We start from the raw sequence: 20,703 nt of genomic DNA, 5'->3' as shown, positions 1-20,703 counted from the left end.
GTATTTATATTTATGGAACGCAAACTGATCAAAAAATATAAATACCCTGAGTTTTATACTGTATTTCATTCGGGCGTCGATTTGATTTGTCGAGTTTTCGCCACCGGTTATAGATTGAGTATCAATGTTGTGATGTAAAAATAAATTAGCATGCCCGTCATATCGACCAGAGAGGTTAAAACCGGGGTTACGATAACCGCTGGGTCCAGCTGTAATGAACGAACAAAAACCGGCAGTATGGCTCCAAAAAAACTGGAGCTGATTACCTGAATGGCCATGGCGCTAGAGACGGCAATGCCTACCTGGAAAAGCGTAATATCACCAGGAAGATTGACATCTGAGCCAAACCCGATGACCCGGATCATGATAATGCTGATCAAAGCTGCAGCCATGATCAAAGAGACTCTGAACTCCTTCCAGAGCACTTTTGCCCAGTCCCGGGTAGTTATTTCACCCGTTGCCAGTGAGCGAATCAACAGTGTTGACGCCTGTGCACCCACATTACCACCGGTATCCGCCATCACTGGCATGTAGATGGCCAGGATGACCAGGGCACTCAGTGCATCCTCGTAACTGGCAATGATCATGCCGGAAAGAATACCCAGCAGGGAGAGACTGACAATCCAGCCCAGCCGGGATTTTACATGTTCCATAACACCGGTTTGCAGGTAATTGCTATTTGGCGTTCTACTGGCTGTCGTCAAGCCAAGATCAGAGCAGAGACTGTTGTATTTGTAGGTCAGACCGGACGCTTTTAATTCATCAAGAAGCTCGTGAACCAGTTGGAGAGGCATCTGATGACATACTTCCAATACCTGTTCATAACTGAGTGATAGAAGAATGGATGAACGGGAGCCATTGTCGTTATGGGTTAACTGATAAACCGTTGCGCTGACATTAAACGCGTTATTTTCACTTTTCTGCTGCTCAAAAAATGTAATATCCAGGCCGGTCATGCTTATCCCTCTGCCCGGGTTTTCTGGTCATAAACGATTTGTGCGGTCCGGTGTGTTTGAGAAGTTAAACAGTATCGAACGACAGAATGATCTCAGAAAGCCCTTTCTGGTTGATTGTTGTTTGCAAAAATGGGGTGGGTAAGGAGGGAAGTGGACAGAGATCATCCGAGCCAGAAGACAGCCCGAAAACGATGGAACTTATGGGTCAGTCAGTGGGCAAATCACTCCTTACGTTGATACTCGGAGGTTGGTCGTTACTCATGCTTTGCTCCTGACAGAATTTAATGGCACCAAAGTCTATTGAGCTATGTTTCTCCGGGCAAGGGGCTTTACATAAAAGATGAAGCTTGTAGACACAGCCTTACGCTTCACTCAGGAGGGAACGGTTTTTTCGTGTGAACTGAAGCTGATGTTCAGACAAAAAAAAGCGGCTTTCGCCGCTTTTTCTGGATCGGGCGTTTGCCGATCCGCTCTTCTGAGAAAACAGTTGCCGGAAAATTAAACTGAATCTTAGTTGAGCTTTTCCTTGATACGAGCAGCTTTACCGCTCAGCTCACGGAGGTAGTACAGCTTAGCCTGACGAACGTCACCACGACGCTTCACAGTAACAGAAGCGATCAGCGGAGAGTAAGTCTGGAAAGTACGCTCAACGCCTACACCGCTGGAAATTTTACGAACGGTGAAAGCAGAGTTCAGGCCACGGTTACGCTTACCGATGACAACGCCTTCGAACGCCTGCAGACGCTCACGGTTGCCTTCTTTTACCTTAACCTGTACGACTACAGTGTCACCCTGGCCAAAGGCAGGGATCTCTTTGTTCATTTGTTCAGCTTCAAGCTGCGCAATGATTTTGTTTTTGCTCATTGATAATGCTCCCAGTTAGTCAGCATTCCGCGATTCAATAAAAGCCCGCTCGGCTTGGAACTCTGACAGTAACTTCTCTTCCTCGCTGGTCAGGGTCCTGTTTTCTAACAAATCAGGCCGTCTCAACCAGGTTCTGCCCAGGGATTGCTTCAGTCGCCAGCGGTCAATTTCAGCGTGGTTACCGGATAGCAATACCGGCGGCACTTCCTGTCCTTCAAACAACTCGGGACGGGTGTAGTGCGGGCAGTCAAGAAGACCATCTGCAAACGAGTCTTCTGCTGCGGAATCCTTATGACCAAGGGTGCCCGGTACAAAGCGTGAAACTGCATCAATCAGAGTCATGGCGGCGAGTTCACCACCACTTAACACGAAATCACCAATCGACCATTCTTCATCAATCTCGGTCTGGATTACGCGCTCGTCAATACCTTCATATCGCCCCGCGACCAGAATCAGTTTCTTGCCTCTGGCAAGTTCCTCTACACCTTGCTGGTCGAGTACACGACCCTGGGGAGAGAGGTAGATTACTTTGGCCTCGTTACCAGCAGCTTTGCGGGCTGCATGGATGGCGTCACGCAGAGGTTGAATTTTCATCAACATGCCGGGACCACCGCCATAAGGTCGGTCATCCACAGTTCGGTGCCGGTCATGGGTAAAATCCCTGGGATTCCAGGTCTCTACCTCGATTAAGCCTTCCTTCACCGCGCGGCCGGTAATACCGTGCTCGGTAATGGCCCGGAACATCTCCGGGAACAGGCTGACGACACCGAACCACATTTCGGTGTCCATGGCGCTAGTTTCAGAGTTTTCTTCAGAAAAGCTGTCGTGAGTCGTCATGGCCACTTAAAACTCCGGGTCCCAATCTACCCGGATAAATCCTTTCTCAGGATTTACGTCTAACACCACCGATCCGGTTAACCAGGGGACTAAACGTTCTCTGCGGTCAATGCTGCCTTTTGAAGGGCGAATGACCAGAACATCATTGGCTCCGGTTTCCATCAGGTGGCTGACTTTGCCCAGCAGAATATTATCTCCCTCAGCATTGCGGGAGAAGACATCCAGCGACTCCAGTTGATGCCAGTAAATCTCGTCATCTTCCGGTTCGGGCATCTCATCGGCGTTGATGGTGATCTGGTAACCACAGTAACTGCGGGCCAGTTCACGATCGTCACAGCCGACGATATGGGCAATCAGACCTTTACCGTGTGGGCGGGCCTGATCGATTTCAACGGTTTTTACATCACCGTTGCGGTCAAGAATCCAGCGTGGGTAGTTGAGGATGTTTTCCATCGGGCTGGTGTTGGAGTGAATCTTCAGCCAGCCTTTGACCCCGAATACGGAGGAAATATGGCCTAACGTAATGCGCTTCACAGCGCCCTCTACTGCCTTTGTCACTGGGTCGTTAACCTCACGCAGCCTTGTTAGCTTCTTTCAGAAGCTGGGCAACGCGGTCAGATGCAGTAGCACCCTGGCCCAGCCAGAATTCTACACGCTCGTTATCAACACGCAGACGCTCTTCCTGGCCACGAGCAGTAGGGTTGAAGAAACCTACACGCTCAATGAAACGACCGCCGTTAGCGTTACGGCTGTCAGCCACGGTCAGGTGGTAAAATGGACGCTTTTTAGAGCCGCCACGAGCAAGACGAATGGTTACCATGGAATAGGGTTTCCTATAGTTGTTTCCGGCAACTGGTTTTCTGTGTTCACGTTGCCAAACGCGCAAGGCGAGTGACTAAAACCCAGAAGAGTTCTGACAGATTTGAGCGAGGAAAAGTTCCTTTTTCATCATCCGTCAGCTAATCCATGATCGGATTAAGGCCAATCATAAAGGGCGCATATTGTAGGGAAATCAGAAGGGAGTGGCAATATAAAGCAGTAAGTATATACCCGCTATCATCATTTCTTTTCGCAGGCTTTATGCCGTTTTATAGGTATTCCGGAGGAAAAAGGCCTTCCATGAAGGCTTGATCTGTTAAAAACGGTCACAGGCGGACGGGAGTCTGCGCCCATGCAACAACGCAGACTCTCATTGGCTTTCAGGTATTAGAATGGAAACTTCTTACCACCGCCGGGAGGCATCATGCCGCCCATTCCACCCATGCCACCGGGAAGCTGGCCTTTCATGGCTGACATGCCGCGCATCAGCTTGTTCATGCCGCCTTTTTTGGTGACTTTCTTCATCATTTTACTCATCTGCTTGTGTTGCTTGATGAGTCGGTTAATGTCCTGAATCTGGGTGCCGGAACCGGCAGCTATACGCTTTTTACGTGATCCGTTCATGATGTCCGGATTTGCACGCTCAGCCGGAGTCATGGAGTTGATGATGGCTTCCATCTGGATGAAAATCTTGTTGTCCATTTGCCCCTGCATCTGTGGTGCCATACCACCCATGCCTGGCAGCTTGTCCATCATGCCACTGAGTCCACCCATCTTCTTCATTTGCTGAAGCTGGTCGCGGAAATCTTCCAGATCGAAGCCTTTCCCTTTTTTCAGCTTGCTGGCCAGCTTGTCCGCTTTGCTGCGGTCCAGCTTGCGCTCAGCTTCCTCGATCAGGGAGAGAATATCACCCATACCCAGAATGCGGGAGGCGATACGGTCTGGATAGAAAGGCTCCAGGGCATCGGTCTTCTCGCCCATACCGATAAACTTGATGGGCTTGCCAGTGATCTGGCGAACCGACAGCGCAGCACCGCCACGGGCATCACCATCCGCCTTGGTCAGGATGACACCGGTCAATGGCAGGGCATCACCAAATGCCTTGGCAGTATTGGCAGCATCCTGACCCGTCATGGCATCAACCACAAAGAGGGTTTCGATAGGGTTGATGGCACTGTGAAGCTGCTGGATTTCAGCCATCATATCGTTATCGATATGAAGGCGGCCGGCAGTGTCGACAATCAGTACATCTGCATGCTTGATCCGGGCCTCATGGATGGCACCGTTAACAATGTCTACAGGCTTCTGGTCAGCAGAGGATGGGAAAAAGTTAAGCCCGGTTTCCTGGGCCAGGGTTTCCAGCTGTTTGATCGCTGCCGGACGGTATACGTCGGCACTGACCACCATGACGGATTTTTTCTGGCGCTCTTTCAGCCATTTGCCCAGCTTGGCAACGGAGGTGGTTTTACCGGCACCCTGAAGACCGGCCATCAGAATGACGGCAGGCGGCTGGGTGGCCAGGTTCAGTTCGTCATTGGACGAACCCATCACCTCAATCAGTTCATTCTGGACAATTTTGACAAACGCCTGGCCCGGGCTGAGGCTGGACTGAACCTCCTGTCCGATGGCGCGTTCCTTGATCCGGTTGATAAACTCTCGAACCACCGGCAGGGCAACGTCTGCTTCCAGCAGGGCCATGCGCACTTCGCGCAGGGTGTCCTTGATATTGTCTTCGGTTAGCTTTGCCTTCCCGGTTACGGTTTTCAGTGTGCGGGATAGGCGTTCGGTTAAATTTTCGAACATTCTGGGAATTACCCTGATCTAAGGTGTTTATGCTCTGATGGGGGCATTATATAGGAATCGAGACTAAAGCGGCATCCATTTCAGTGGATCGGATTAAAGGTTGTTTGTCTAGCGCAATGTAATATGACAAACTGCCGGAGCTGTTGTTCGTTGAAGCCCATGGGCAAAGAGGGCTTCCTGCTTTGTATTTTTTCGCTGCTTTTGGGGATAATAGGCTTCGCTAATGGGTGTCATTTTCGTCAGCATGGGTGCGCTTGGTTGCTATCTGGCAGGCACAGTCGGGCAGGGGTTGCGAAACAGCGGGCGTGAAGTGCCCAGATCGCTGGTTCTGCTGATTACCGCTCTTGGTCTGGTGTTCCACGTTATTGCCTTATACATTTCCATCCATACTGATCGAGGCATCAATCTTGGCGTGTTCACCATGGGGTCGCTGACGGCCATGATGGTGACCATGATGGTGTTACTGAGCAGTTTGAAGAAACCATCGGAAAGTCTGCTGATCATGATTCTTCCGGTCAGCATGCTGGCTATTGTACTTGCCCTGGTGGCACCGATTGAACATATTGTCTGGAACCCCGCATCCTCCATGGTTTCCCATGTACTTCTCTCGGTAATGGCTTATGGCATTTTGATGGTCGCTGCATTTCAGGCCATTCTGCTCTCCTATCAGGAACATCAGTTGCGCACTCATCGGCATACCATCAAAACATTGCCGCCGTTGCAAACCATGGAGCGCCTATTATTTGAGTTCCTCGGTCTTGGGGTTATTCTGCTGACTCTCTCACTGGGCAGTGGCTTTCTTTTCCTGGAAGATATGTTTGCCCAGAAACTGGTGCATAAAACCGTATTGTCCATTACCGCCTGGTGCCTTTTTGCTGCACTGTTGGTTGGCCACTGGCGATTTGGCTGGCGGGGGCAGACGGCCGTTCGCTGGACTCTGGCGGGTTTTCTGTTCCTGATCCTTGCTTACTTTGGCTCCAGGCTGGTACTTGATTGCGTGGTTTCCGGTCAGACCTGCTTTTGACCGGTTCTGTACGATTAGGCTTGGGACTTCGCCCTGAAGCGAGTAAAATAGGTAATTTTACCTGCATTTGTTCTGACAAAAGGCGACAACTCGTTGAGTGAAGCACCCTTAAGCGCATTGATTGGCGCACTCGTTTTTCTCCTGCTGTTCTCTGCATTTTTCTCCAGTTCTGAAACCGGGATGATGGCCATTAACCGCTATCGTCTCCGACATCTTGCCCGCAAGGGTAACCGGGCGGCAAAAAGAACCAGCAGCCTGCTGGACAGGCCGGATCGACTGATCGGGGTCATTCTGATCGGCAACAATTTTGTCAATATTCTGGCCTCTGCCCTGGCAACCATTATTGCTGTGCGTCTCTGGGGAGACAGTGGTATTGCCATTGCCACCTTGGGGTTGACCTTTGTGGTGCTGATTTTTGGTGAGGTAACACCAAAAACGATCGCTGCCATGTACCCGGAAAAGGTGGCCTTTCCTGCTTCCATGGTTCTGGTTCCTCTGTTAAAGATTCTTTATCCGATGGTGGTGCTGGTTAACTGGATCTGTTCACTGCTGATGAGGCCTTTCGGTATTCGGCCAGGTCAGGAGGGTGAAGATCAGTTGAGCAGTGAAGAGTTGCGGACGCTGGTGAATGAGTCAGGTCTGCGTCTGCCGAAGAAACGCCGTGGTATGTTGCTGGGCATTCTTGATCTGGAGAAAGTGCGGGTAGATGATATTATGGTGCCCAGAAATGAGGTCTATGGCATTGATATTGAGGATGATATAAAAGAGATCATTCATCAGCTGAGAGATTGTCAGCATACCCGCATGCCGGTCTATCGCGGCGACATTAATAATATTGTCGGTATGCTTCACATGCGGAAGATTGCCCGTCTGCTGACTCTGGAAGAGGTCAACAAGGCGACACTGTTACAGGAAACCGCTGAGCCGTATTACATCCCCGAATCCACACCACTGCATACCCAGCTCTTTAATTTCCAGAAGGCCAAAGAGAGAACCGCCCTGGTTGTGGACGAATACGGCGATATTATGGGTCTTGTGACACTGGAAGACATTCTTGAAGAGATTGTGGGTGACTTTACGACCGATGTCTCTGACAGCAGTCAGGATATTACTCCTCAGGGAGACGGCAGTTATATCATTGATGGCGCGGCCTCCATTCGCGATGTGAACAAGGCGTTAGGCTGGGATCTGCCAACGGATGACGCACGAACCATTAATGGCCTGATTACCGAAGAGATGGAAGCGATTCCTGAGGCCAGTGTGTGTTGGAAAATCAATAACTGTCGCTTTGAGATCCTTCAGGTGAAAGATAACCGGATCAAGAGTGTCCGGATGTTTATGGCCACTAAATAGGCTGATAGTTTGCTGAATTGAAAACACATCTGATGATTGATCGATAAGTTTTAATGATTAGCTCTTTTGTATAGAAAAATCGGTGAGGATCTTTTTATATGGTTCTCCCGTACAACATGGCGATAACCATCATAACAAGTTACAGGGATTGCCATGCGGAAGGTCAGGGAGAAATCGCTTTCTTGCTATTTTGTAGAATTTTCCACGTTGGTAGGGCTGTTAATGCTCCTGCTTCCGGCTCAATGCTTTGCTGCTGGAGAAATGGCCTACAACAGTAAAGCAAGCGGCCCTGTCTGGCAGGATTGGCAGACGGTTGGTTATTCGACATTAACTTGGGGCTTCTGGGCGATTTATGATGCCCAGTTAAAAACGCCATCCGGTTTGTACCGGGCAGAGAAACCTTTTACTTCAAACATCGCCCTACTGATTGATTATCGTAGAAATATCAGCAAAAAGAGCCTGCTTTCGGCAACTGATGAACAATGGATGCATCTTGGCGTTTCCCGGGAAAATCGGAAACGCTGGATTCGGGTGCTTGATAAGATATGGAGAGATGTTAAAAAGGGCGATCGGCTGGTTTTTACCCTTACTGAAACGGGTGGGCGCTTTTATTTTGGTGATGAAATGATTGGCCGTATCGATGATTTGCTGCTGGCTCGGGCTTTTGTTGATATCTGGCTTTCAGAAAATAGCGCCTACCCTGGACTTCGGCGTCAGCTAATTGGTCTGGAGTAACCAGTATCACTTACTGCGTGTTATGCCTGCCGTTTCATATGATGACTGCTGAAATGGGGGGCATTTAAGGGAATTTCTGTGTCCAGGGTGATATTCAGAAACTCAACCAGCATCACTGCTGTCAGTCCCCAGATCAGATACTCTCCATAATAAAAGGACGGCATCATGTAGTCCTGGTTGCGCATTTTCCAGTGGTTGAATGTCAGGTTTTCTTTATCCAGAAAGTAGCTTAACGGGACTTTAAATATCCTGTCCAACTCCGCCATATTGGCTCTCAGTGGTGTATCAGCTTCGATAACTCCGACGATAGGCGTTACTTCCAGACCAAATCGGGAGATGACCGAGCCAGTCTGGCCAATGATTCTGACGGTTTCCGGGGGGAGGGCGATTTCTTCAAAGGACTCCCTCAGAGCAGTATGAACAAGGTCCCTGTCTGATGGGTCACGCTTGCCTCCCGGAAACGCAACCTCTCCACTGTGAGTGCTCATATGAGTGGCACGCCGGGTAAAGACCAGCTCTGGCTCAGATGCATTGGTAATGGGGATTAATACTGCCGCTTCTGGCAATTGAGCATTTATTGTTCTTGGCTGGTAGTTTTGCAGCCGTTCTTCAACCTGGTTCAACATCATGGTGACTTCAAAGGCATCCTTGCAAGGGACTTGAATTTATCATAAGTAGCTCAGCAGGATTTATCCAGTGTTCATCTTAACTCCTGCTATTTTGGTAATCTGCCGGGGGGGCAGATGTAACGCGTTTTATGACAGTCTATGTCGCGCAGCAGTGGTAATACTAACTGATTTTATTATTTCTTTGTCGTGTATCTGGTAAAACAGTTTGTTCATCGCTATGGGTTTGTTACTCTGGTATTGTTTTTCTTTACCCGACTGCCAGAAACAAGGAGTGAAGGTTGATGACAGGATCCTCTAACCATTACTGCAGTAATTGCGGTCATGAGACCCAGAAAAAAGTGCCTGAAGGGGATCATCGTCTGCGGGATGTGTGCGATCACTGTCAAACCATTCATTATCAGAATCCAAGGGTTGTGACGGGGTGCCTGCCTGTTTACCAGGATAAGGTGCTGCTGTGTAAGCGGGCGATTGAGCCCAGAAAAGGGTTCTGGACACTGCCCGGCGGCTTTATGGAGCTGGGAGAAACCATCGAGGAGGGAGCTGCCCGGGAAACCCGCGAAGAAGCTTGTGCGGATGTCACCATTGAATCTCTCTATATGTTGTTTAATGTGGTGCATGTCGGTCAGTTGTCGGCTTTCTTTCTGGCGAGACTGGACAGTCCGGAATATGCGCCGGGCGAGGAGAGTCTGGAGGTTGCCCTCTTTTCAGAAGATGAAATCCCCTGGGATGAGCTGGCTTTTTCTACCATCGGCCGAACGCTCCGTCATTATTTCGCAGATCGTCAGGAAGGCGTTTTTCCCATGAGGCTTGAGCATGTTACCCCTCCGGAGCGGCGAGACTGACCGGGTGGTAATCAAATGCAGGCATCTCATAAGGGTGTGCCTGCTGGAGAGCCTCAATGGCTGCCTTTAAAAACGGCTCCTGACAAATCATTTCTACCTTCCATGTTTCTTCTGCATGGATGTCGTTGGACTGTCCCGAGAAGGGCTGGCTTCCCTGTAAGGGGCGAAATTGGCCTGTCCCCAGGGTTTGCCAGCAACAGCAATCATAGGTTCCATAACGGCCAGCACCTGCAGAGAACATGGCCTCTTTGACCGTTTCAAGCCAGGCGGAAGGAATCATTACGCAGATCTTGTAGACCAGCTTTTCCGGCGTTTCATCAGTGCTGCCTGAACGCAATGTTTCCGGCTGTGCAGATGGCTCCTTCATGTTCAGGAGCCGTAACGGAAACGATTAATCACCGGTTGGGCGTACATCATTAAGAAGTGCGGGCGGTAGAGTTCCGGGCAACGCTCCAGATGCCGGGTAAATTCATCGCGTTTTTTCTCCAGATCAATACCCGGGAATAACTGGCTGATTGCTGGTACCTGAAGCATCTGGTCATGCTTGTTTATCTCGCTGCTGATCGCTTCCCAGGCAAAGATATTGGATGGCTGCAGCTCATAGTTGTGGTGAATCTGGTGGTTGACCTCTTTTACGACGGACGTCGCATCTTCGAAATCCTGTGTCAGAGGCTTGCCAAAGGCAACATGCACATGACCTTTGTAGCCTTCTATTCCGGTAACAATACTTTTCAGGTCTTCATCGTCGGCTTTCTGATACTGGCCAGTCTGCTGTTTTTCGTACAGTTCACGGGCCTTGTCACAGTCGCAGGGGTCAAACTCATAGGAAATGGATACGGGTACAATACTCAGTGAGCGAATATTGTCAGCAAAAGCGCTCTGCTTGCCACGACGGCTCAGGTTAAACATCTTGATAATGGCCGGGTCGGTCTGGTCATTTCCATCTTTTGCACGGCCTTCACTCTGTGCAATCCAGACAGGCTGGCCAGAGTCAATGCAGTGATGAATGTAGGCTGAGAGGTTCTGGAAAGCGAGCAGCTTTTCCCGTCGCCCTGACAGTGAGCGTTTGACGATAAAGCTTTTGTTCAGGCGCATCAGATCACTGACAAAAGGGCGCTTGACCAGGTTGTCGCCGATGGCGATCTGACAGGTTTCCATGTCGTTAAGATAGAGCGCGTAGTTGACCAGTGCTGGATCCAGGACAATGTCCCGGTGGTTTGATAGAAACAGATAAGCCTTGTCCTTCTTCAGGTGCTCAACGCCTGAAAAAGAAACCTTGCTGGTGGTGGTTTTGATCACACGGGTCAGATAGGGCTCAATGATGGCCTGAAAATCCCGGACATTGTGAATGTTTCGTGTTTTATACTTTAACGCTAAAGACGTTATCCAGGTCATGGTTCCGGAAAACTGCCGGGCTAAACCAGGGTAACGGTGCTTTGCCATCACATTGAGCAGGTCTTTATCATTTAACAGGCGTGCCAGTGTAGGCCGGACCTCATGGTCATAGTAAGGGCGGATATCGTCAAAAGCTTCCATTTGTGCCAATGCTTTGAGGTCAGTAGATAAGGAAAAAATCGTTATTGATCGTCGGGTTATTATATTTCATTGATTGACTGCTGGTCTGTATAGACACTGTCGCGTAATGTAACTGAGCCGTATTGGGGATGCAAACCAGAGGTGTTTTTCAACGCAATTGGTTGAGTATTTGAGGTGATTATCAGGTTGATGGCTAATTTACCGCGCCTACGGTTGTATCACTTTTATCTCTTACATGAGAATCACAGTGAGGAATACCTGCAAAACCGCTCCTGAACATCATATAATTCTGGTTTCAGGTTTTTGGAACCTGGCCATTTATAAAAATGCCAGAAAGGCAGGGGTTGTTCATGTTGAAGCAGTTTAAGAGTACTGTCAGTTTGGTTGTATTGCTGGCCGTGGTGACAGTGCCGGTCTGGGCTACCACCCCTGTTAGTGGTGTTACCGTCCAGAAAGAGCAGTCTGTTTCTGGTAAGGCTCAGGGGCGGTTAATTGAGGCCATTCAAATTCTACAGTCAGGTCAGGGCGCAAACTCGGCTAAAGCCATCAAATATTTGCAGCGTGTTGCGAGTCAGGGGGATCAGAAAGCCCGGGGTGAAGCCATGCTCTGGCTGGGAAGAGCTTATCGTGATGGGCTTGCCGGTACAGGCAAGGATATTGGAATGGCCTTTGATTATTTTGAGCAGGCTGCCGGCCGCGAAGGACTGAATCCTGAAGCCCAGTATGAGCTTGGCCGGGCTTATCTGAATGGTGAAGGCGCGGACCGTAATCTGATTGCTGCCTATATGTGGACAGAGCTCAGCCTGCATACCCCATCGAAAACATCAGTTTCTGCAGAAGCACAGAAAGCCAGACTGGCAAATATGCTGAATGACGTACAGCTGGACAAAGCCCGCGAGCTGGTAAACCAACTGGAAACCCTGTACCTGAAATGATTAAAGTCTACAGCCCGGCAAATCTGGTTGAAGCTCAGTGCTTGAAGGATTTGCTAACCAGTCGTCATATTTTCTGTCATCTCGCTGGTGTTGACCTGATCGGAGCCATGGGAGAGTTGCCTGCCCTTGGTTTGCTGGCGTTGTATGTTGATGACGCCGATGCCGGTCTGGCAAAAGAGTTGATTGAAGATTACCTGAATGCTGAGCCTGAGCAGGACCTGGGAGAGGTGGACTAATTCATGTGCAGCCGCTACTCATTCAACCTGTCCAAGGTCGACCTTGGCTTCCTCGGTATCAAAGATATTTTTTCTCAGAAACCGGTTCAACAGGTGGTTCCCGGGCAACAGGTGTGGCTGATTCGATATGATGAACAGGGTGCCCCTGAGTTGGCTCAGGCCAAGTGGGGACTTGCTCCTTCATGGCTGCAGGATTTATCCCGTGTTCAGATAAATGCCCGCGTGGAAACGGCATCTGAGTCAAGAATGTTTAGAAAAGCCTGGAAGGACAGGCGTTGCCTGATTCTGGCGGATAGCTATTACCAATGGCATATGGCTCCGGGAAACCGGCGACAGCTATGGCGTATTGGTGCAAAGGATGGTTCACTGATTCTGATGGCTGGATTGTGGGAGCGGTTCACGGTCGACAGCACCCTTTCTTTTGATTCCTGCGCTGTGTTAACCATGCCGGCAATGCAGTCATTAATGCTGATAGCTGGCAGAATGCCTGCACTGCTTACTGCTGCTCATGCAGAGAGTTGGCTTTCAGGTGCTCCTTTTGATATTGACCGCTTTTCTGCCTCTCTTGTCAGTTTTCCTTTTCACAGCCAGAATATCCTGAAAGGCTGACCCGGGGATCACAACGAAATGTAGGCTCCAGAGTTCATAAGAATCTCCATTCACTGCTGAAATGCTGGTCTATCATTAGCGTTCGTTGTGGCCTTTGCAGTGAACCCAGTGCAATTTTCCATTAGAAAAAAAATCATTTTTTTTACTGTCGTGCCTGTCACGCTCCTGTACAACCTGATCTTTGGTATCCACCTCTATTTCTCTCTCAAACAGGCTACCGATGCGGTAGCCAAAGGGTTGATTGAGCAGGTTTGGCATAATGCTGGGAAAATTGACAGTCATACGCAGCAGTTGATGACAATGACCTCATTCATGGCGGATATGCTCAGCCAGATGCCAGCGACTGATCATGCCATGATAAAGCACTTTCTCAGTGATCTGGTTGAAAGGAATCCACTTGTCCGTGGTTTCACTTATGTGAAGCTGGGAAGCAGCTTTCAGCATTGGGATGTGTTTCATGCCTATATGGATGATGGCAGCGTCAAACTGGATGAAACCATAGATACTGGCCTGTTCCCGGCTCAGTTCTGGTGGGCTAACCAGGGTATGCAGAGAGATGGCTTCTGGACATCACCCAGAGGGTCTGCAGAGCAGGGGTGGACGGTCAGTTATATCGTACCTGTATATTCTGAAACTACCCTTTATGGCTATTTCTGGATGGATATTAATCTTTCGGATCTGCGCCATCAGCTGGTAGAAAATACAACGGGCAATGCCAGCTTTTCCATTGTGAACGGTGCGGGAGAATACCTTCAAACAGACAGTGAAACTCCAAAGCGGTATCAGCTTAACAGTATTCACCAAAGTCAGTTTTATTATGGTTCTCCCGGGCTGTGGAATGATCTGGAAGAGCTGATTGAGAGAGGGGAGCCTGCATTCAGGCATAAATGGGTACCCGTTCGGCAAAACGAGTATTGGTTAATGGGGGCTCCCATTAAATCGGCTTCCTGGTGGATGATTAGCTATGCACCGAGGGAGACCGTATTAGCGCCTGTCATTGATCAGGCGCAGGTTAACGCATTGCTGATGATACTCTCCCTGACGCTTATATTTACCTGTGCCAGCCTTGTTTCCGTGCGAATTACCCGTCCGATTATCCGGTTGAAGCGAGCCATGGATGACTTTACCTATCGTCAGGTTAAGCCGGTCATCACTCATATCAGTCGGGATGAAATTGGCAGCTTAACGGAAAGCTTTCAGAAACTCGTTACCAAGCTGGCTGACCGGGAGAAAGCGCTTCATAAGGCCAGAACGAGCAATATAGGCCATCTACTGGAACGGCTGAGGGGAAACTATTTCTATTTCAACCTCAATAAAGATGGGTGTGTTACCCATGTCAGTTCTTCAATCGAGGCAATACTGGGTTACTCACAGAGTGAGTTTTTGCGTCCACTTATTGGTTATCTTGCTACTCAGGACAGCAAATTTCGCTTTCGGGATCAGTTCCGGGAGGCCAAGCTGGGGCGATGGGGGGATACCTTTGAGCTGGATATCAGACATCTGAATGGCAGCATCCGCAGGTTGGAAATTTTCTGGAGTGATATGGGCGATCTTCCGGGCAAACAATATCTTGTTGAAGGGCTGGCCAATGATATTACCGATCGCGTAAGCGATACCAAGAAATTCAAGCTGTTACTCGACAGTGCTCCAGATGCAACGATTATTGCAACGCCTGAAGGGATTATTGGTATGGCAAATAGCAGAACTGAAGATCTGTTTGGTTTTCATCGGGAAGACCTTGTCAATATGCCCTTAAGCCTGCTAACTCCACTGGAAAATCGTCTGGGGCATCCTCTCCTTGGAGATCTTGAGAAGGCCAGCTGGGAACAGTTATGTCTGGTGGGGTATGAGTCAAAGGGGATTGATCGTAAGGGCCGGATTTTTCCGGTAGAGATCACCAGTAATCCCTTGAAAACCGATGATGGTCTTCTCATTTCCATGGTCGTGCGCGATATCACTGAGCGCAAGCGCATTGAGCAGGAGTTGATGAGAGCCAAGGAAGAAGCGGAGCGTGCAAATCTTGCTAAGGGGCTTTTCCTGTCCAATATGAGCCATGAGCTAAGAACGCCATTGAACGGAGTGCTGGGTAATGCACAGTTGCTGCTTAGAAATCTCTCATTGTCGTCCGCACAGCGGAAAAGCCTGACGACTATTGAGGCCAGTGGCCAGCATCTGCTTTCTCTGATTAATGATATTCTTGATTTGACCAAAATTGAGTCCAGTCAGATCGAATTGCATCCCGCCGCAGTAAGGTTGATGGAGCTGCTAAGGGGAGTTCGCAATATCTTGATGGAAAGAGCTGCCAGCAAGGGGCTGGAGTTGCGCCTGCTGCCGATTGGGCCGTTGCCTGACATTGTTATGCTGGATGAAATCAAGGTACGTCAGGTATTACTGAACCTTCTCAGTAACGGGGTTAAATATACCGTTAAGGGATGGGTTGAGTGCAGAGTTTCGGTCGAGCGTAAGGATATCGTCTTTGAAGTGCGTGACACCGGGGTGGGCATTGCTCATGAGGATCTTGAAAAGGTCTTTGAACCTTTCCGGCAGGTACACCTGGGGCTTCAGATTGGAGGTTCCGGCCTTGGGCTGGCAATAAGTCGAAGACTGGTTTCAGCGATGGGAGGAGAGCTTCAGGTCTCCAGTGAGCCTGGTAAGGGTAGCCGGTTTATATTTACCTTGCCGCTTGTGAGGGGGAGCTTTGAAGCGCTGAAAGAGCATCAGCGTATGCTGCCCGGTTCTATCTATGTTCATCTGGAAGAGCGATTTCAAGGGGTTCGAGTACTGGTGGTGGATGATGTTGAGAGCAACCGGGATATGATCGCCGGGTTGCTTGAGTCAGCCGGTTTTTGTGTTGATACAGCCTGTAATGGCTTGCAGGCGCTGGAGGCTTTAAAACGGGTAGATTTCGACTTGATTTTGATGGATATATCCATGCCTGTCATGGATGGTGTTGCGGCGATTGAACATATACGCAAGCTGCCGGACAAAGCTGGTATCAAGGCTGTTGCTGTCACGGCCAGTGTCAGTCATGAAGCTCGGGAAAGGTTATTAAGCCAGGGGTTTGATGAGTACATTGGCAAACCGCTTGATGCCGGGTTGATGTTTGACAAAATCCGATGTCTGTTAGGTGTTGATTATGTTACAGCACCCCCAAAATCAGAGTGGAATGAGGATGTCCTTCTCAAACGGCTGAAAGACATGCACATGGATGCTTTTGTTCATGCGATTATTTCTGCTTTTGAACAGGGGGATCTGGAGTGTCTGGAGCAATCGCTTCACTCCTTTGAGACTGATCCAGCATTGGCCGACGTTGTTGGTTTCCTGCTGATGTTGACTGCTGATATGGATATTGCAAGGTTGGAAAATTTTATCAGACAACTTATCGAAAGCTTTGGCAGAGAAAGCTAAAGCTAAAGCAGTCGTGTGACAACAGAGATGAGGACTCTGAGAGTAACAGTTTCCAGTCAGTAAAACTGGAAACTGTTCATGAGGGGCAGAATTACAAGTGTTGTCTCCGTCTCTGGCCCAGGAAAATAAACAACAGCAGAATAAAAGCGGGTATCCACGTCAGTTGTTTTGGTAGTCGATCTGCTGGCACTTCCATACGATGAATCTGCCAGTCAAAATCAATGCCGACCTTCTGAGCCTCGCTGTTGAAGTCCACCATATCAATGACCAGATCATCCCCATCCATCAGAACTTCGAGCCCCATGTTGCGGAAACGGTCATCAGCGGTGGCCTGATCGCCAGCCGGGAGAATGACCATCTGGTTAACCTGCTTACCCTCCAGCGTTTCACCGGCTACCCAGAGACGCGCATCAGCTTGGTCTGGCAGCGCTTCAACCTGAGCTACAATGCTACTGCCTTCATAGGTTTCATAGGGAGGATAAACCTTATCCCACCAGAAGTCTGGTCTGAACAGGGTGAAGGCAATCAGCAGCATGCCCAGTGTTTCGTACCAGCGGTTTTTGACTAACCAGTGGCCCTGAGTTGCGGTCGCAAACACCAGCATGGCAGCAATGGCACCAAAGACGACAATCGCCAGTTGTGGAATGCTGTCAACGCCAATCAGCAGTAACTCCGTATTAAAGATAAACATAAATGGCAGAACGGCGGTTCGGATATCGTAAGTGAACCCCTGAATACCGGTCTTGATAGGGTCAGACTGTGCGATTGCCGCAGCGGCAAAAGCAGCCAGGCCAACCGGGGGGGTATCATCAGCCAGAATACCGAAGTAGAACACAAACAGATGGACAGCAATAAGAGGAACGATCAGTCCATGCTGTGCGCCCAGAGTCACAATAACCGGAGCCATCAGGGTGGACACAACAATGTAGTTTGCCGTGGTTGGCAAGCCCATGCCCAGCACCAGACAGATGATTGCTGTAAACAACAGCATAAGAATGATGCTGCCGGCAGAAATCCACTCTACGAACTCTGTCATGACCAGACCAACGCCGGTCAGAGTAACCGCGCCCACAACGATACCGGCGGTTGCGGTTGCAACACCAATGCCGATCATATTCCGGGCTCCGGTCGTCATCCCGTCAATAAGGTCGAGAAAGCCTTCTTTCAGATGCGTGGTTGTCTGTTCCTTCCGGAAAATATCAATCAGTGTTTTATGGGTCAGGGTGATGAAAACCATGACCAGGGTTGCCCAGAAGGCCGAAAGGCCTGGAGAGTATCGTTCAACCGTGAGGCACCACAGTAAAACCACCAGAGGCAGCAGATAATAGAGACCCCGCTTGATGGTTGGTCCAGGTACTGGAGTGCTTCGTATCTCATCTTCAATATTATTGATGAGATCAGGCTGTTTCGCGGCCACTTTCAGAAGCACCAGGTAACTGGCCAGTAATGCGAGCGTAATGATCCAGAGGGCATGCTCTCCCATGTACTGTCTTGTCCAGCCAACACCATAATAGACACCGGCACCCAGCAGGCAGAGCCCGGCAAACGAGCCCGTGAATGACATCAATGCCTGAGTCTTTGTGCGGGTAATGCTTCTTGGCAGTCCCTGCATGCCCGCTTTCAGGGCTTCCAGATGGACAATATAAAACAGGGCTATATAGGAAATGGCGGCGGGTAAGAGCGCGTGGCGAATGACATCAATGTAGGAGATGCCGACATACTCGACCATCAGGAACGCCGCAGCTCCCATAATAGGCGGCGTCAGTTGTCCATTGGTTGAGGCGGCAACCTCAATGGCCCCAGCCTTGTGAGCGGGAAAGCCGACACGCTTCATCAGAGGGATGGTGAATGTTCCGGTAGTTACCACATTAGCGATGGATGAGCCGGAAACGACACCGCTCAGGCCAGATGAAACTACCGCGGCCTTGGCTGGCCCACCTTTGAGGTGACCCAGTAGAGAGAATGCCACCTGAATGAAGTAGTTGCCCGCACCGGCCTTTTCCAGCAGTGAACCAAACAAAACAAACAGGAAAACAAAGCTGGTGGATACACCCAGGGCAACACCAAAGACACCTTCGGTCGTAATCCAGAAGTGCGACAGTGCCTTGTTGAGACTGGCGCCTTTGTGGGCAATGACATCCGGCATGTAAGGGCCGGCAAAGGCATAGGTAATAAAGATGGCCGCAACCACCATCAGAGGAGGTCCCAGTGCCCGGCGGGTAGCTTCCAGCAGAAGCAGCATACCTGCACCTGCCGTGACCAGGTCCATGGTAACGGGGGCACCGGCTCGGGTAGCCAGTTCCTGATGGAAAATATAAAGATAGGCGGCGCAGAAGCTGCCAGTCAGTGCAAATAGCCAGTCGGTAACGGGAATCTGATTGGAAAATGATTTTTTTCTGGCAGGGAAGGCTATAAACGCCAGGAAAATGGCAAAAGCGAGATGAATTGCACGTGCCTGGCCATCATTAAAAATACCGAAATTAAAAATATACGGCAGTGGTGATGCATTCCACAGTTGGAATAACGACCAGCTCAGGGCGGTACCCAGTAATACCAGTCTGGATTTGCCTATTGGTTGGCGGCCGCCCTGTTCGGACTGGTTAACCATTTGTTCAGCGGAGCTGGCGGAGTCTGCTGCTGGTGAATTGTTCAGCTTATCGCTGTTGACTGCTTCCATAATGTACCTGTTGTCATTGAAGTTATGCGCATTCCTTTGGAAGTGATGCATCCTTCATTCGATGGCTCATGGCCTTATGTTAATGGGGAAGCGGTATGTGAAGCCTATGAGGTAACAGAAGACGACAGTGCTTCCCCGTGCAGCCCTTTGTCCCGTGGTTAGGAGAGGGCTGTAAATGTCACCATGCAGAATTCAGGCAGCACTCTGAATGATGACAACCTGCATTTGGGAAGGTGCTGAGACACCTTCCCGGGTAGGGGGAACGATTTAGAGAAGTCCGACTTCCTGATAGTAACGCTTGGCACCTTCATGAAGTGGGATGCTGAGGCCATCAGATACCATCTCTTCTTTCTTCAGGGTGCCAAAGGCCTGATGCAGTTTCTTGAAAGTGGACAGGTCTTCAAATACGGCTTTGGTCACCTGATAGACAGCTTCTTCACTGGCTGCAGTGGAGGATACAAAGGTTGCCGCAACACCGAAGGTCTGAACGTCCTGCTCGTTGCCCTTGTACATGCCGCCAGGGATGGTTGCTGTGCGGTAGTAGGGGTTATCTTCGATCAGCTTGTTCACTTTGTCACCGGCAACGGTCACCAGTACGGTTTCACAGGAAGTGGTTGCTTCTTTGAAAGATCCGGATGGATGGCCAACGGTATAGACAAAGGCGTCAATCTTGTTGTCACAGAGTGCTTTAGCATGTTCGGCTGCTTTCAACTCAGAGACCAGAGAGAAGCTGTCGTGTGTCCAGCCATACACTTTCATCAGCTGTTCCATGGTGCCACGCTGGCCGGAGCCTGGGTTGCCAATGTTGACGCGCTTCCCTTTCAGGTCTTCAAATTTGCTGATGCCAGCATCTTTTCTAGCCAGAATGGTGAATGCTTCCGGGTGTACAGAGAAAATCGCCCGCAGATCTTTGTTGGCCCCTTGCTGTTCAAAGGCGCTGGTTCCCCGGTAGGCATGGAATTGCCAGTCAGACTGGACGATGCCCATATCGAGCTCACCAGCACGGATGGTGTTCAGGTTGTAGATAGAACCACCTGTGCTTTCTACAGAGCAGCGGATGCCGTGGTCTTTTCGCCCTTTATTCACCAGGCGGCAGATCGCACCACCGGTTGGGTAGTAAACGCCAGTTACGCCACCGGTACCGATGGTGACAAACTGCTGGCTGGATGTGGCGGCACTGGCGGTGGAGGTAATAGCAGCAAAGCCTGCCCCCAGAATGGCAAGTCCCAGTTTCTTAAAAATGGTCATTGTCAGTCCTCTTGATTTGAGCTTTTTTTACCATGGAAATGAGCAGGCGTTGAACATCAGTTCTGGTGTCCTGGGTTGGTTACCCAAACCGTTCTGATCGCTTCTGAACCGTACTTCTTGTTCATGGCTGTTATGTTCAGTCCGGGCAGCATTTCCATGTTGCCCGTTCCCCTGACTGAGTTGCTTCGCTTA

At 49.8% G+C, this 20,703-nt stretch carries 19 protein-coding genes; 8 read left to right on the top strand and 11 right to left on the bottom strand.

The features are described from left to right. Positions 1 to 107 precede the first annotated feature (107 nt). From ACOCLE_RS10075 to ffh, 6 genes are all read right to left on the bottom strand, one after another. Positions 108 to 956, bottom strand: coding sequence for a magnesium transporter (locus tag ACOCLE_RS10075; RefSeq protein WP_419536585.1), 849 nt, complete (start codon positions 954 to 956; stop codon positions 108 to 110). A 510-nt stretch (positions 957 to 1,466) separates the two neighbouring features. Then, complete coding sequence (gene rplS, locus ACOCLE_RS10070; RefSeq protein WP_066013809.1) at positions 1,467 to 1,820, bottom strand: 50S ribosomal protein L19; 354 nt, start codon at positions 1,818 to 1,820, stop codon at positions 1,467 to 1,469. Positions 1,821 to 1,835: 15 nt separating this feature from the next. Then, on the bottom strand, positions 1,836 to 2,597 hold the full coding sequence (gene trmD, locus ACOCLE_RS10065) for a tRNA (guanosine(37)-N1)-methyltransferase TrmD (protein ID WP_419537192.1): 762 nt from the start codon (positions 2,595 to 2,597) through the stop codon (positions 1,836 to 1,838). A 66-nt stretch (positions 2,598 to 2,663) separates the two neighbouring features. Further along, a complete protein-coding gene (gene rimM, locus ACOCLE_RS10060; protein ID WP_419536584.1) occupies positions 2,664 to 3,215 on the bottom strand; it encodes a ribosome maturation factor RimM in 552 nt (183 codons plus the stop codon). A 13-nt stretch (positions 3,216 to 3,228) separates the two neighbouring features. After that, the gene (rpsP, locus tag ACOCLE_RS10055; RefSeq protein WP_066013807.1) at positions 3,229 to 3,477 is read right to left on the bottom strand and encodes a 30S ribosomal protein S16; all 249 of its coding nucleotides are present in this window, start codon (positions 3,475 to 3,477) and stop codon (positions 3,229 to 3,231) included. Positions 3,478 to 3,863: 386 nt separating this feature from the next. Next, entirely contained in the window at positions 3,864 to 5,279 is a 1,416-nt protein-coding gene (gene ffh, locus ACOCLE_RS10050) for a signal recognition particle protein (RefSeq protein ID WP_066013805.1), read from the bottom strand. Positions 5,280 to 5,502: 223 nt separating this feature from the next. Between ffh and ACOCLE_RS10045 the strand changes: the two genes are divergently transcribed. From ACOCLE_RS10045 to ACOCLE_RS10035, 3 genes are all read left to right on the top strand, one after another. Beyond that, on the top strand, positions 5,503 to 6,303 hold the full coding sequence (locus ACOCLE_RS10045) for a cytochrome C assembly family protein (RefSeq protein WP_419536583.1): 801 nt from the start codon (positions 5,503 to 5,505) through the stop codon (positions 6,301 to 6,303). Positions 6,304 to 6,396: 93 nt separating this feature from the next. Continuing rightward, a complete protein-coding gene (locus ACOCLE_RS10040) occupies positions 6,397 to 7,656 on the top strand; it encodes an HlyC/CorC family transporter (RefSeq protein WP_419536582.1) in 1,260 nt (419 codons plus the stop codon). 153 nt (positions 7,657 to 7,809) lie between these two features. Then, a complete protein-coding gene (locus ACOCLE_RS10035; protein ID WP_419536581.1) occupies positions 7,810 to 8,391 on the top strand; it encodes a chalcone isomerase family protein in 582 nt (193 codons plus the stop codon). Between the two features lie 20 nt (positions 8,392 to 8,411). Here the strand turns inward: ACOCLE_RS10035 and ACOCLE_RS10030 are convergent, their stop codons facing one another. Next, the gene (locus ACOCLE_RS10030) at positions 8,412 to 9,020 is read right to left on the bottom strand and encodes a CoA pyrophosphatase (RefSeq protein ID WP_419536580.1); all 609 of its coding nucleotides are present in this window, start codon (positions 9,018 to 9,020) and stop codon (positions 8,412 to 8,414) included. 281 nt (positions 9,021 to 9,301) lie between these two features. Between ACOCLE_RS10030 and ACOCLE_RS10025 the strand changes: the two genes are divergently transcribed. Next, entirely contained in the window at positions 9,302 to 9,862 is a 561-nt protein-coding gene (locus ACOCLE_RS10025) for an NUDIX hydrolase (RefSeq protein ID WP_419537191.1), read from the top strand. Here ACOCLE_RS10025 and ACOCLE_RS10020 read toward each other — a convergent pair. Further along, positions 9,837 to 10,229, bottom strand: a complete 393-nt coding sequence (locus tag ACOCLE_RS10020) for a hypothetical protein (RefSeq protein WP_419536579.1) — start codon at positions 10,227 to 10,229, stop codon at positions 9,837 to 9,839. The genes ACOCLE_RS10025 and ACOCLE_RS10020 overlap by 26 nt on opposite strands. A 2-nt stretch (positions 10,230 to 10,231) precedes the next feature. Next, entirely contained in the window at positions 10,232 to 11,398 is a 1,167-nt protein-coding gene (locus ACOCLE_RS10015; RefSeq protein WP_419536578.1) for a 1-acyl-sn-glycerol-3-phosphate acyltransferase, read from the bottom strand. Between the two features lie 350 nt (positions 11,399 to 11,748). On the opposite strand from ACOCLE_RS10015, the gene ACOCLE_RS10010 reads away from it, so the two are divergent. The 4 genes from ACOCLE_RS10010 (at position 11,749) to ACOCLE_RS09995 (ending at position 16,586) form a co-directional block, all read left to right on the top strand. After that, positions 11,749 to 12,333, top strand: coding sequence for a tetratricopeptide repeat protein (locus ACOCLE_RS10010; RefSeq protein ID WP_419536577.1), 585 nt, complete (start codon positions 11,749 to 11,751; stop codon positions 12,331 to 12,333). Continuing rightward, a complete protein-coding gene (locus ACOCLE_RS10005; protein ID WP_419536576.1) occupies positions 12,330 to 12,569 on the top strand; it encodes a putative signal transducing protein in 240 nt (79 codons plus the stop codon). The genes ACOCLE_RS10010 and ACOCLE_RS10005 overlap by 4 nt, the downstream gene beginning before the upstream one ends. Before the next feature lie 3 nt (positions 12,570 to 12,572). Beyond that, a complete protein-coding gene (locus ACOCLE_RS10000) occupies positions 12,573 to 13,178 on the top strand; it encodes an SOS response-associated peptidase (protein WP_419536575.1) in 606 nt (201 codons plus the stop codon). A gap of 150 nt (positions 13,179 to 13,328) precedes the next feature. Next, positions 13,329 to 16,586, top strand: a complete 3,258-nt coding sequence (locus ACOCLE_RS09995) for an ATP-binding protein (protein WP_419536574.1) — start codon at positions 13,329 to 13,331, stop codon at positions 16,584 to 16,586. A 91-nt stretch (positions 16,587 to 16,677) separates the two neighbouring features. Here the strand turns inward: ACOCLE_RS09995 and ACOCLE_RS09990 are convergent, their stop codons facing one another. Together ACOCLE_RS09990 and ACOCLE_RS09985 are read right to left on the bottom strand one after the other, a co-directional pair. Then, on the bottom strand, positions 16,678 to 19,263 hold the full coding sequence (locus ACOCLE_RS09990) for a TRAP transporter permease (RefSeq protein ID WP_419536573.1): 2,586 nt from the start codon (positions 19,261 to 19,263) through the stop codon (positions 16,678 to 16,680). A 267-nt stretch (positions 19,264 to 19,530) separates the two neighbouring features. Beyond that, positions 19,531 to 20,511 (bottom strand): TAXI family TRAP transporter solute-binding subunit, encoded by a 981-nt coding sequence (locus tag ACOCLE_RS09985; RefSeq protein ID WP_419536572.1) that lies wholly within the window; start codon positions 20,509 to 20,511, stop codon positions 19,531 to 19,533. Between the last annotated feature and the right edge of the window lie 192 nt (positions 20,512 to 20,703).

Source organism: Endozoicomonas sp., from assembly GCF_965196975.1.
In the GTDB taxonomy this organism is placed as follows: domain Bacteria; phylum Pseudomonadota; class Gammaproteobacteria; order Pseudomonadales; family Endozoicomonadaceae; genus Endozoicomonas.
This window is presented reverse-complemented; position numbering and strand designations above follow the sequence as displayed.